The organism is Myxococcus sp. CA023, assembly GCF_010998615.1.
Lineage (GTDB): Bacteria > Myxococcota > Myxococcia > Myxococcales > Myxococcaceae > Myxococcus.
Window position 1 is genome coordinate 87,697 of the sequence record NZ_JAAEAH010000001.1, and the last position, 13,972, is coordinate 101,668.

2 protein-coding genes (1 of these 2 cut by a window edge) are annotated in these 13,972 nt (G+C 70.6%); both read left to right on the forward strand.

Going from position 1 to position 13,972, the window contains the following annotated elements:
• Positions 1 to 831: the 3' end of a non-ribosomal peptide synthase/polyketide synthase gene (locus F8M74_RS00155; protein ID WP_228559239.1), read on the forward strand. The gene continues 16,320 nt to the left of window position 1, outside the view; 831 of the gene's 17,151 nt are visible here — the last part of the coding sequence; its start codon lies off the left edge, out of view; its stop codon occupies positions 829 to 831.
• A complete protein-coding gene (locus F8M74_RS00160) occupies positions 824 to 13,969 on the forward strand; it encodes a non-ribosomal peptide synthetase/type I polyketide synthase (RefSeq protein ID WP_141252617.1) in 13,146 nt (4,381 codons plus the stop codon). Before F8M74_RS00155 ends, F8M74_RS00160 begins: the two co-directional genes overlap by 8 nt.
• Positions 13,970 to 13,972: the final 3 nt, after the last annotated feature.

The window sequence follows — 13,972 nt, forward strand, 5'->3', positions numbered from 1 at the left end:
GGCGGAGACGGCCTGGCCTGGGGTTATCAGGGACGGCCGGAGCTGACGGCGGAGCGCTTCGTTCCGGACCCCTTCGGCTCGGAGGCGGGCGGACGGCTGTACCGGACGGGCGACAGCGTGCGCTACCGCGAGGACGGCACGCTGGAGTTCCTCGAACGGTTGGACGGTCAGGTGAAGGTGCGTGGCTACCGGGTGGAGCCGGGCGAGGTGGAGGAGGCGTTGCGCCTGCACCCGTCAGTGGCCGAGGCGGTGGTGGTGGCGCGGCCCGACCCCGCGGGAGGCAAGCGGCTGGTGGCCTACGCGGTGCCTCGGACAGGGGAGACGTTGGACCCCCGCGGCCTTCGCGGCTTCCTGGCGGAGTCGCTGCCCGAGTTCATGGTGCCTTCCTCGCTGGTCCCGTTGACGGCGTTGCCGCTCACGCCCGTGGGCAAGCTGGACCGGCGCGCGCTGCCGGAGTCGGAGGTCTCACGCCCAGCAGGGAGTGCCTTCGTGGAGCCCACCACCGCGCTGGAGCGTCAGGTGGCGGCGCTCTGGGCGAAGGTGCTCGGCGTGGAGCGGGTCGGTGTGGAGGACCACTTCTTCGCGGACCTGGGCGGCAGCTCCATGTCCGTGGTCAAGGCGTGCGCATTGCTGCGCGACGAGTTGAAGCGCGACGTTCCGGCGACGCGCTTCTTTGAACACCCCACGGTCCGCGCGTTCGTCACGTCCTTGGAGCGGGACGGCGAGACGGCGGCAGACACCCAGGACAATGAGGCCCACGTGGATCGCGCCCAGCAGCGGCGTCAGGCGATCCGCCGGCAGGGTCGGCGAGGGAATCACGGCAATGGCTGAGCTTGATGACATGCAGGGCGAGGATTCCAGCAGCGACATCGCGGTCATCGGCATGGCGGGGCGCTTCCCGGGCGCTCGCAACCTGGGTGACTTCTGGAACAACGTCCGAGGCGGCGTGGAGTCCATCTCGTTCTTCTCCGAGGACGAACTGGAGCGCTCACCGCTCATCCCCGAGGACCTGTGGCGGCACCCGCGCTTCATCCGCGCGGGGGGCATCCTCGAAGGCGCGGACGGCTTCGACCACGGCTTCTTCGACATCCCGCTGCGCGAGGCGCAGTGGATGGACCCGCAGCAGCGCGTGTTCCTCCAGTGCGCCTGGGCGGCGCTCGAGGACGCGGCGTATGACCCGTCTCGTTACAAGGGTCGCATCTCGCTCTACGCGGGCGCTGGTTCGTCCGGCCACCTGCTGAACCTGCTGAGCGAGGCACGGAAGGACGCGGGCGCGGGCCTGGAGTTGGCCACCGCGGGTCCGGAGAGCCTGGCGATGAAGGCGTCCTTCAAGCTCCAGCTCCGGGGCGAGAGCGTCGCCGTCTACACCGCGTGCTCCACCGGCCTGGTCGCCATCCACATGGCCTGCCAGAGCCTGCTGACGCGGCAGTCGGACATCGCGCTCGCGGGAGCGGTGCGCATCGCCAGTCCGCAGCGCACGGGCTACCTGCACCAGGATGGGCTCATCTTCTCGCCGGACGGCCACTGCCGAGCCTTCGACTACCGCGCGGGTGGCACCGTGGCGGGCAACGGCGCGGGCGTGGTGGTGCTCAAGCTGCTGTCGGACGCGCTGCGAGACGGTGACCACGTCCACGCGGTCATCAAGGGCTCGGCCGTCAACAACGACGGTCAACAGAAGGTCGGCTACACGGCGCCGAGCATCGAGGGCCAGACGGAGGTCGTCGCGGACGCGCTGGCCTATGCGGGCTTGGGCGGTGACGACATCAGCTATGTGGAGGCCCACGGCACAGGTACGTCGCTGGGCGACCCCATTGAAATCGCCGCGCTGACGCGGGCATTCCGGAAGACGACGGAGCGCTCGGGCTTCTGCGCCATCGGCTCGCTCAAGACGAACCTGGGGCACCTGGACGCGGCGGCTGGCGTGGCGGGGTTCATCAAGGTGGTGCTGTCGCTTCAGCACGGCGAGCTGCCGCCGAGCCTCCACTTCGAGCGCGCCAACCCGGAGATTGACTTCGAGCGCAGCCCGTTTTTCGTCAACACCGCACTCAAGGCGTGGCCGCGGGAGAATGGGCCGCGCCGTGCGGGTGTGAGCTCCTTCGGCATCGGCGGGACCAACGCCCACGTCGTTCTGGAAGAGGCGCCTCCGGAGGCGGATAAGGCGCGCGGCCACCGTCCATTGCACGTGGTGACGTTGTCCGCTCGGACGCCTTCCGCCCTGGAGGTGATGGCGCGCGAGCTGGCGACGCACGTGGAGTCCGTGCCGGGATTGGCGCTGGGAGACGTGGCCTTTACCCGGAACGTGGGCCGTCGTTCCTTCGAGCATCGCCGTGCGGTGGTGGCGGCGGATGGAGCCGAACTGGCGGAGCGGCTGCGCAAGCCCGCGGCGGTGGAGGCGGGGCGGAATCGCCGCGTGGCCTTCCTGTTCCCGGGGCAGGGGGCGCAGGCGGTGGGCATGGGCCGCGAGCTGCACGCGGTGGAGCCGGGCTTCCGGAAGGACGTGGATTCGGCGCTGGCACGGTTGGAGCCCTCGCTTGCCGCCGAGGTGTGCGCGCTCCTGTTGCCCGCGCAGGGACAGGAGGCCGTCGCGGCCCAGAAGCTGGCGGACCCTCGCGTCGCGCTGCCCGCGCTCTTCATCGTCGAGCACGCACTGGCCCGACTTTGGATGTCCTGGGGCGTCCGGCCGCATGCGGTGCTTGGCCACAGCTTTGGTGAGTACGCCGCGGCCTGCGTGTCGGGTGTGTTGTCGCCGGAGGACGGCCTGCGGCTCGCGGTGGTGCGTGGCGCGCTCATGGCGCGGATGCCCGCCGGCGCGATGCTCGCGGTGGGGTTGGAGGAGGCGGAGGTCCTTCCGTTGCTCGGCGAGGGGCTCTCGCTGGCGGCCGTCAACGGCGAGGGCCGGTGCGTCGTCTCCGGCCCGGTGGAGGCCATTGAGGCGTTGCAGGCCATGCTGGCGAGCCGCGGCGTGGGCATGGTGCGGTTGCCGTCGGCCCATGCCTTCCATTCCAGCGCGGTGGAGCCGCTGATGGTGGACCTGGCGCGGGCGGTGTCCTCGCTGCGTCTCAAGGCGCCGGAGCTACCGTATGTGTCCAGCCTTACGGGCACGTGGATTCGCCCGGAAGAGGCCACCGACCCCACGTACTGGGCTCGGCAGATGCGGCAGCCGGTGCGCTTCGCCGCTGGCCTGGAGACGCTTTTCGGGGATGGGTGCAGTGTCCTGCTGGAGGTGGGGCCAGGGACGGACCTGACGTCGCTGGCGCGGGGACGGGCGCGCAAGGAGCGACAGCTGGTCGTGGCGCCTTCGCTGCGCCGCCGTCCCACCGAAAGCGATGCCCGTGGGTTGTTGCAGTCCCTGGGAGACCTCTGGGCGGCCGGTGTGGACGTCGCCTGGGAGAAGTTCCATGGCGCGGAGCCGCGCCGCCGCGTGTCGTTGCCCACGTATCCGTTCGAGGAGAAGTCCTGCCGTCTGGAGTCGTCAGGCGCGCCGCTCGTGTTGCCTACGGCCTCCGTGCCGGTGGCAGGGGCCGCGCTGGCTGGCACCAGCTCCGTGCTTCCCCTCGCCACCCCTGGCGCATCGGCTCCCGTCACCGTGGGAGAGATCCAGCAGCGCGTCATGGAAATCTGGCGCGAGCGTCTGGGCGCAGTGGAGGTCGGCCCGGATGACGACTTCCTGGAGCTGGGCGGCAACTCACTGATGGCGGCGCAGATGCTGACCCGTCTGCGTGAGACGTTCTCCGTACAGCTCCCGCTGAGCGCGCTGTTCGAGGCCCCCACCGTGGCGGGTATCTCCGCGCGCATCGAGGCGATGCTCCAGGCGGCGGGCCCCCTGGATGGCAGGGCGGCATCCGAGGTGATGTTCCGCATCGACCGCGCGGGTGAGCTGCCGCTGTCCGTGGTGCAGGAACGTGTCTGGCGGATGGAGCAGCTCGACCCGGGCAACCCGTCCCTCAACATGCCCCTGGCCGTGCGCATCTCAGGCGCGCTGGATGTTCCGGTCCTGGAGCGGAGCGTCAACGAGGTCATCCGCAGGCACGAGATGCTCCGCGCGACGTACCGCGTGGAGGACGGGCGTGTGCGCCAGCGGTTCTCCGCCGAGGTCCGCATCCAGGTGCCAGTGGTGGACTTGCGTTCCCACGGGGGTGACCGGGAGGCGGAGGCGCTGCGGCTGGCACTGGATGAGGCGGTGCGGCCGTTCTCCCTGGAGCACGGGCCCATCGTCCGCGCCAGCCTGCTGCGACTGGCCGAGACCGAGCACCTGATGCTGCTCACGGTGCATCACATCGCCTCGGACACGCTGTCCATGGTGGCTTTCTTCCGTGAGGCCGCGGCGAACTATCAGGCGTTCCTCGCGGGGCAGCCCGCTCCGCTGCCGGAGCTGGCGGTGCAGTACGTGGACGCGGCGGCCTGGGAGCGCCGCTCGCTCGCGGGTGGAACACTGGCGGCCCAGGAAGCGTACTGGCGCGAGGTGCTGGCGGACCTGCCTCCGTCGTTGGAGCTGGCGGCGGACCGGCCGCGAGGGGCCGAGCTGCGGCTGCGTGGTGCCCGCTTCCCGGTGGCCTTCTCGCGTGAGCTCAGCGCGGCGTTGATGGGCTTCAGCCAGCGCGAGGGGGCGACGCCCTTCATGACGCTGCTGGCGGCCCTGGCGTCAGTGCTCGCCCGGTACTCGGGGCGCGAGGACATCGTGGTGGGGACGCCGGTGGGCAACCGTGCCCGTGGCGAGCTGGAGCCCCTCATCGGCTTCGTGGCCCATGCGATGGCGCTGCGCACCGACCTGTCGGGTGACCCGTCGTTCCGAGAGCTGGTGGCGCGTGCTCGTGAGACGACGGTTGGCGCGTCCAGTCACCAGGACGTCCCCTTCGAGCACCTGCTGCCGTTGGTGGCCTCCGGCAGGGACCCGGCACGCTCGCGGCTGTGTGACGCGGCGCTGGTGCTGCACGCGCACGTCACCACGGCGCCGCCCTCTGTGGCGGGCCTGGACATGCAGTTGGTGGAGGTGCCGGGAACGCCCGCGCAGTTCGGTGCCACGCTCGGTGAGCTGACGCTGCTGCTGAACGAGAGCGAGAGCGGCGGCTTCCACGGTTTCATCGAGTACGCCACCGACCTCTACGACGAGCCGCGCATCGCGCGCCTGTCGTCCCACCTCCAGACGTTGCTGGGGGCGGCCCTCGCGAACCCAGAGCTTCGCGTGTCACGGATGCCGCTGGCGACACCGGAGGAACGGAGCGCTGTTGCGCGGGGGCCTGCGTCCTCGGTGCAGAGCCTTCAGGTCGAGGGCCCCGCGGTTACCAGCATGCCGCCCTCCGGTGGGTCGTCGAGCATCGGGCATGGGGACCTCGCGGACGCGGCTGTGCTGGCTCGATTCGCGTCGTGGGTGAAGCGGACGCCGGACGCGGTGGCCATCAGCATGGGTGAACGCCGCCTGTCGTGGCGGGAGTTGTCGGAAAGGGCCCGAGGTCTCGCGGCCCGGTTGAAGCAGGAGGGCGTGGGCAGGGACGTGCCGGTGGCGGTGCGCATCACGCCATCCGTGGAGTCGGCCATCGCGCTTTGGGGCGTGCTGGAGGCGGGAGGCGCGTGCCTCCCCGTGTCGGCCGGTGAGGTCGCGGAGCTGGCGTCCCTGCTGCCCGCGCAAGGACCTCGGTTGTTGCTTGTGCCTCGCACGGAGGACGTGCCGGCGTTGCCGAAGGGAATCCGCGCCGTCGCGGTGGACTCCGTCGATTCGAGCGCGGATGCGATGGAGCCCGTGCCCGGGGAGCGGCTGGCCTTCATCGTTCCAGCGCCCGAAGCGCTGGGAGGACACGGCCGGGTCATGCTGAGCCACCGCAACGTGGCGCACGTGTTGGCCTCACTGGATGCCCGGACGGGCGCGGGCGGGGGGGACGTGTGGTTGGCGGCGGGTGGTCCTTCGGCTGACCCGTCGGGACTGGACCTGCTGTGGGCACTGGCGCGTGGGATGCGCGTCGTCCTTCCGCCCGAGCAGCTCGCCGCGCGCTTCGCTGTCCTGGGCCGCAAGCCGGACACCCGGCGGCCTCTCGACTTCAGTCTTTCGTACTTCGCCAACGATGAGGACTCACTGGGCGAGGAGAAGTACGAGCTGCTCCTCGAAGGCGCGAAGTTCGCGGACGCACATGGTTTCTCCGCGGTCTGGACGCCGGAGCGGCGCTTCCACTCCTTCGGTGGTTTGTATCCACAGCCTTCGGTGGTCGGCGGCGCGCTGGCGATGCTCACGCGGCATGTGCAGATTCGCGCGGGCAGCGTGGTGTTGCCGCTCCATGACCCCATCGAAGTCGCCGAGCAGTGGTCCGTGGTGGACAACCTGTCCCGTGGGCGCGTGGGGCTTTCATTCGCCACGGGCTGGCACGCGAACGACTTCTCACTCTCACCGGGGACCTTCGACCGGCGGCGCGAGGTGCTCATCGAGCGCCTGGAGGAAGTGCGGCGGCTGTGGCGCGGCGGCACGGTGCTGCGGCGCAACGGCGCGGGCAATGAAGTGGAGCTGGCGCTGCGCCCCAAGCCGAAGCAGGCGGAGCTGCCGGTCTGGCTGACGTCCACGGGCAACCCGGAGACGTTCCGGAAGGCCGGTGAGGTGGGGGCGGGCATCCTCACCAACGTGCTCGGACTGGGCTCCAACTTGGACGAGCTGGCGACGAAGGTGGCGCTGTACCGCGAAACGTACCGCAAGGCGGGACACGGCCCGGGCAAGGGGCACGTCACGTTGATGCTCCACACCTTCCTCGGCCAGGACCTGGACGAGGTGCGCGAGGCCGTGCGCGAGCCGCTGCTGCGGTATTTCCGCAGCTCGGTGGACGTGTTCGCCAACCTGGTGGCCAGCCAGGGCCTTCAGGTGGATGTGCGCGGCCTCACGCCAGAGGACGTGGAGGTGATGCTCGCCCAGGGGGTGGAGCACTACATCAAGGAAGGTGGCCTCTTCGGCTCGGTGGAGGACTGCGTGCGCGTGGTGGAGCGCGTGCGCTCCCTGGACGTGGACGAGATTGCCTGCCTCGTCGACTTCGGCGTGGAACTGGAGCCGATGATGTCCAGCCTCCGCCTGCTGGACGTGGTGCGTCAGCGCAGCCAGGTGCAGGCCCTGCCCGCGGATGCGGTGGTGGCCGAAGGCGATGCTGGATTCGGCGCACTGCTGCCGCTGGTGCAAGACGAGGGCGTCACCACGTTGCGCTGCGCGCCGTCGCAGGCGCGTGCCCTGGCGGAGCTTCCTGGCGCCGAGGCGGCGCTGGGGAGCGTTCGTCTCTGGGTGCTCGGGGGCGAGCCGCAGGACCTCACCAGCTCGGCGCAGCACGTGGCGGTGGAGTCCTCCTTGGTGGGCGCGGCGTGGCCGTCTCCCGCTTCGGCGCCCGTGTATGTGCGGGATGCGTCCGGCGAGCCGGTGCCGGTTGGCGTGGTGGGAGCGCTGGCCCTGGGCGGCGCGGCGGTTCCGCTGGGCTTCTGGAACGACCCGGAGGCCACGCGGGCGCGCTTCATCTCCGTTCCCGGTTCGGATGAGCGCTTCTTTGTGACGGGCCAGCGTGCCCGTTTCCGCGATGCCGGCGAAGTGGAGTGTGTGGCCCCCGCGCGTGCGACAAAGGCGCGGCGTCCTACCTCGCAGCCGGCCCGTGGCACCGTGGGCACCAGGCCCCCCACGCAGCAGACGGTGAGCGCGGAGGTTTCCTCGGCGACTGCCACGCCCGTGGTGCGCGTGGGGCGGGACAAGCCGCTGCCGCTGTCCTTCCCGCAGCAGCGCATCTGGTACCTCCACCAGTTGGACCCGGCGGGCATCGCGTACAACAACACCGTCACTCTGCGTCTCGATGGCGCGGTGGACGAAGCGCTCTTGGAGGCCGCGCTGAACGCGCTGGTCCGCCGGCATGAAGTCCTGCGCACCACCTTCGCGCTCGAAGACGGCGGTGCGTACCAGGTGATTGCCGGCGCCATGCCCCTGGTGCTGGAGCGGCTGGAGGCCCGAGGCGGCACGCTGGGGGCGCGGGAGGCGGACGCGCTGAAGCAGGCCCTGACCGAGGCGCGCAAGCCCTTTGACTTGATGCACGGGCCGGTGATGCGAGCCGTGCTGATTCGCATCAGCGAGGCCGTGTCCGTGCTGCACCTCACGCTGCACCACATCGCCTCGGACGGCTGGTCAGGGGGCGTGCTCTTCCGCGAGCTGGTGGCGGGCTACGAAGCGCTCGCGGCGGGCCGGCCGTCGCCGCTGCCGGAACTCCCGATTCAGTACGCGGACTACGCTGTGTGGCAGCGCGGCTGGCTGGAGGGGCCGGGCATGGAGGCCCAGCTCGCGTACTGGAAGAAGCAGCTCGCGGGCACGCAGGTGTTGGAGCTGCCAACGGATCGTCCGCGTCCCGCACGCTGGACGGGCCGGGGTGGCCGTCTCCAGGTCTCCGTGGACAAGCCAGTGATGGACGCGGTGTGGGCCGTGGGCCGTCGCGAGGGAGCCACGCCCTTCATGGTGCTGACGGCGGCGTTCCAGACGCTGCTGCACCGGTACTCCGGCCAGGACGACATCATCGTTGGCACGTCCGCTGCGGGCCGCAACCGCCCGGAGCTGGAAGGGCTCATCGGGTGCTTCCTGAACACGCTCGCCATCCGAGGCGACCTGTCGGGAGCCCCCACCTTCGTGGAGCTGCTGCGCCGGGTGAAGGTGGCGTCGATTGGGGCGTATGCCCACCAGGAGATTCCGTTCGAGCGGTTGGTGGACGAGCTGCGCGTGCCGAGAGATCCGAGCCGCATGCCGCTGGTCCAGGCGATGCTCACGTTCCACAACACACCGCCCGTCGAGGTCCGAACGCCAGGGCTGGGCGTGAAGATGGTGGAGTTGGACATCGGTGCCACCAAGGTGGACCTGTCACTGGAGTTGCGTGAGACGCCGCGGGGCCTCATGGGCGCCTTGGAGTACCCAGCGGATCTGTTCGACCTGTCCACGGTGGAGTTGCTGTGGGAGCGCTTCGTCCGTCTGCTCCAGGGCATCGCCGCGAATCCGTCGCAGCGCGTGTCGGAGTTGCCGCTGCTGTCCGACGCGGAGCGCCAGCGGATGCTGGTGGAGTGGAACGACACCCGCGAGCCCTTCGCGGCGGACGCGACGCTGCATGGCTTGTTCGAGGCGCAGGCCGCCCGGACGCCGGACGCGGTGGCGGTGGTGGCCGAGGGCCAGCAACTCACGTACGCGGAGCTGGAGGAACAGGCCAACCAGCTCGCGCACCACCTGCGCACGCTGGGCGTGGGTCCCGAGGTCCGCGTGGGGCTGTGCGCGGAGCGCTCCGTGGAGCTGGTGGTGGGGCTCCTGGGCGTGCTGAAGGCCGGCGGCGCGTTCGTCCCCTTGGACCCTGCGTACCCCACGGCTCGGTTGACGCACATGATGCGGGACGCCGGTCTGTCCGTGGTGGTGACGATGGATGACATCGCGGACGTGCTCCCCGCGGGCGGCGAGCTGCTCGTCGCGCTGGACGGCGATAGACGCCATCTCGTGCGCAACCCGTCGGAGCCACCTCGCGTGGGTTCGTTGCCGGAGCATCTGGCATACGTCATCTACACGTCCGGCTCCACGGGCACTCCAAAGGGCGTGCTGGTGCCGCATCGGGGCCTCTGCAACACCTTGGGCACCATCATCCGGGCGCATGATGTGCGGCCAGGGCGGCGCGTGCTCCAGGCGGCGGCGCTCGGGTTCGACGCGTCCGTCCTGGAGGTGCTGTCCACACTGGTGGCCGGGGCGGAGCTGCACCTGGCGCCGCGCGAGTCGCTGCTGCCGGGAGCGCCGCTGCGCGGGCTGTTGGAGTCGCGGGGCATCACCACGGTGACGCTCACGCCTTCGTCCCTGTCGCAATTGGCGCCGGAGGGCCTTCCTTTGCTGGAGACGGTCATCTCCGCCGGAGAAGCCTGCTCGCCGGAGTTGGCGCGGCGATGGAAGCCGGGGCGGCGACTGCTCAACGGCTACGGGCCCACGGAGGCGTCCGTCTGCGCGACGCTCTCCACCGAGCTGGACGTGGAGCGCCCGGACATCGGCCGTCCCATCGCGAACATGCGCGCGTACGTGGTGGACGGGCGAGAGCAGCCCGTGCCTCCGGGCGTTCCGGGCGAGCTGTACCTGGGCGGACCGGGCGTGGCGCGTGGCTACCTGGGACGGCCGGAGCTGACGGCGGAGCGCTTCGTCCCGGATGCATTCTCGGGGGAGGCGGGGGCGCGGCTGTACCGCACGGGCGACCGGGTCCGCTTCCTCGCGGACGGGCGCCTGGAGTACCTGGGCCGCACCGACTTCCAGGTGAAGCTGCGCGGCTTCCGAATCGAACTGGGGGAAGTGGAGGCGGTGCTGCGCCAGTACCCCGACGTGCGTGACACGGTGGCGCTCGTGCGCGAGGACACGCCGGGAGCGCGGAGGCTGGTGGGGTACGTCGTGCAAGCCGCCGAGCTGGACGCATCGGCGCTGCGCTCGTTCATGAAGGAACGGTTGCCCGACCATCTGGTGCCCGCTGCCTTCGTCGCGCTGGACGCGCTTCCGCTGTCACCCAGCGGGAAGGTGGACCGGGCGGCGTTGCCGGCTCCGGACGCAGCGCGCGGAGGCAACGCGAAGGTGTTCACCGAGCCGCGCACGGAAGCAGAGAAGGCGTTGGCCGCGCTCTGGGCGCAGGTCCTGGGCGTGGAGCGCGTGGGCCTGTACGACAACTTCTTCGAGCTGGGCGGCGACTCCATCCTGGGCATCCAGATTGTCTCCCGGGCCAAGGCCCTGGGATTGGAGCTGGAGCCGGCCATGCTCTTCGAGCGGCAGACGCTCGTGGAACTGGCGACTGCCGCCGGGACGGCGAAGGCAGGCACTGCGGAGCAGGGGTTGGTGGAGGGGCCCGTGCCGCTGACGCCCATGCAGCGCATCTTCTTCGACGAGTGGGCGTTGCCTCAGCCGCACCACTACAACCTGGCCGCTGTGCTGGAGGTTCGCCGCCCGGTGGATGCCGCGCTGTTGGAGGAGGCGTTGCGGGCGCTGGTGTCGCACCATGATGCGCTCCGGCTGCGCTTCACGCGGGCGCCGGAAGGCTGGCGTCAGTCCATCGCGGGAGTGCCCGAGCGAGTGCCCGTGAGGCGCGTGGACCTGTCGTCCGTGCTGGAGGCGGAGCAGGGCGCTGCATTGGAGTCCGTGGGCGCGGAGGTCCATCAGCGCCTGGACCTGGGCGAGGGACTGCTGCTGCGCGCGGCCTTGTTCGAGCGGGGCGCGGGCCGGACGTCCCGGCTACTGCTGGTGGTGCACCACCTGGCGGTGGATGGTGTGTCGCTCCGTCCGTTGCTGGAGGACCTGGAGACCGCGTACTCGCAGCTGGAGCGAGGAGCTCCGGTGTCGCTGCCGCCGAAGTCTACGTCCTTCAAGGCGTGGGCGGAGCGGCTGTTGTCGCATGCTCGGACGGACGAGGTGGCGCGCGAGCTGCCGCTCTGGAAGGCCTCGCGTGACGTCCCCTCGCTCCCTGTGGACCTGCCAGGCGGCGACGACACGGCGGGCTCGGAAGCGTTGGTGACGGTGACGCTGGGCGTGGACGAGACGAAGGCGCTGGTGGGCGAAGTGCCCCTGGCGTACCGGGCGCGCGTGGATGAGGTGCTGCTCACGGCGGTGGCACGCGCGGTGTCCCGCTGGACGGGAAGCCGCAACGTGCGGCTGGAGCTGGAGGGACACGGGCGCGAGGCCCTCTTCGGTGACGTGGACCTGTCTCGCACCGTGGGCTGGTTCACCAGCACCTTCCCGCTGGAGGTGGAGCTGCCGGAGGCGGGCAGTCCAGGAGACGCGCTCCGGACGCTGCGGGATGCGCGGCGGCGGTTGCCGGTGAATGGCATGGGCTACGGCTTGCTGCGCTACCTGCGCGAAGACACGGCCCAGACGTTGCGCGCCGCGCCGCGCGCTGAGGTGGGGTTCAACTACCTGGGGCAGCTCGACGCGGCGGCTCGGGGGGCGGAGCGCTTCGCCCTCACGGAGGAGCCGAGCGGCGCGTGGCATGGCGCGGGGGGCCGCCGGCCGCACCGTCTTGAAGTGAATGCGGTGGTGTCCGAGGGCCGGCTGAAGGTGGCCTGGGCCTACAGCTCGTGCGTCCACCAGCGGGCGACCATCGAAGCCGTGGCTGACGACTTCCTGTCATCGCTGCGTGAGCTGATGGACGGCCGGAGTACGCCGGACGCGGCGCGCCGTTCGCCTGGGGACTTCCCGCTCGCGCGCCTCTCGTCCTCCGCCCTGGACCGCTTGCTCCGGCAGTTCCCGGCCGTGGAGGACCTGTACCCGCTCACGTCGCTTCAGCAGGGCATGCTGTTCCATGTCGCGCTTGCGCCCCAAGGCTCGGGTGTCTTCCATGAGCAGTTGGCGTGGACGTCACGCGGGAACGTGGATGTCGCCGCGCTGCGAAGGGCGTGGGCGGTGGTCATCGCTCGCAACGCCGTTCTGCGAACGTCCTTCATCCACGAGGGACTGCCGGAGCCGCTCCAGGTGGTCCATGCCAATGCGGACCTGCCCTGGACGGAGCACGACCTGCGCGGTGTTCCCGCCGAGGAGCAGCGCGCCCGGCTTGAGGCGCTGGTCCGTGAGGACCGTGCCCGTGGCTTCAACCTGGCGCCCGCGCCTCTGGCCCGGATGGAGGTGGTCCGCCTGGCCGAGCAGGAGTACCGCTTCCTCTGGAGCCATCACCATCTGGTGATGGACGGGTGGGGCGTGGGCGTGATGTTGCAGGAGGTCTTCGCCTGCTACGCGGCGCTGACGCAGGGGCGCGACGCTGCGTTGCCTCGCCCCGCGGCCTGGCGCGACTACATGGCTTGGTTGCAGCGGCAGGACTTGTCTCGTGCCGAGGCGTTCTGGCGCGAGGAACTCGCGGGCTTCACCACACCCACGCCGCTCCCCGGCGCCCGGACCGCCGCGCCCGGGATGGAGGCCGCCGTCACGGGTGAGGAGATTCTGTGGCTGTCGCAAGAAGCCACGGCCGCGCTTCATGCCTTCGCACGGCGCAACGCGGTGACGCTCAACACGCTGACGCAGGGCGCGTGGGCGCTGCTCCTCGGGCGCTATGCGGGCCAGGAGGACGTCGTCTTCGGAGCCACTGTCTCCGGGCGTCCCGTGGACCTGCCGGACGCCGAGTCCATGGTGGGCCTGTTCATCAACTCGCTGCCCATCCGCGTGGGGCTGTCTTCCAACACGCTCGTGGTGCCCTGGCTGCAGAAGCTCCAGGCACGGCAGCTGGAGATGCGGAAGTACGAGCACAGTCCGCTGGTCCAGGTGAAGGGCTGGAGCGACATGCCTCGGGGCCTGCCTCTCTTCGAGAGCCTACTCATCTTCGAGAACTATCCGCTCGACACCTCGCTGGGACAGGGCGTGCCGGGGCTGGAGGTGGTGGACGTGGAGAGCCATGAGCAGGGCAACCACCCGCTCATTGCCTATGTGGTTCCCGGTGACAGGCTGCGCTTGAGCCTGGCCTACGCTCCCGAGCTGCATGGCTCGGACGTGGTGGCCGAGTTGCTGGAGCACTGGCGCATCCTGCTGGAGGCACTGGCTTCTGGCGTGGAGCGGCTCGCCGACGTGACGTTGCCGGGAGACGCCGAGCGGCTTCAGGCCATGGCCAAGGCGCAGGTGGGCTCCATGGGGCACGCCGCGGAGTACGTCGCCCCCTCGACGCCGGAGGAGCTGGCGCTGGCGGGAATCTGGACGGAGCTGCTCGGCCAGCCGCGCGTTGGCGCTCGGGACGACTTCTTCGCCTTGGGCGGACACGCCGGGATGGCCGCGCGGATTGTGGCACGCGTGCGTGAAGCGTTGGGCGTGGAGTTGCCGCTGGCGGCGGTGTTCGAGTCGCCCACGCTCGCTGGCATGGCGGAAGTGGTGTCCCGGATGGCGGGCTCGATGAAGCGGCTCGCGGATGACGCCATCGCACCGGCGTCGAGGTCGCTGGACCCGGCCGCGTTGGATCAACTGTCGGACGAGGAACTGGACGCGCTGCTGGACGCGACCGAGGTGGAGAGCTGAGCC

Bases quoted from the DNA above. Each gene is read 5' to 3' on its own strand.
- F8M74_RS00160 (WP_141252617.1), top strand. From the start codon at position 824: ATGGCTGAGCTTGATGACATGCAGGGCGAGGATTCCAGCAGCGACATC.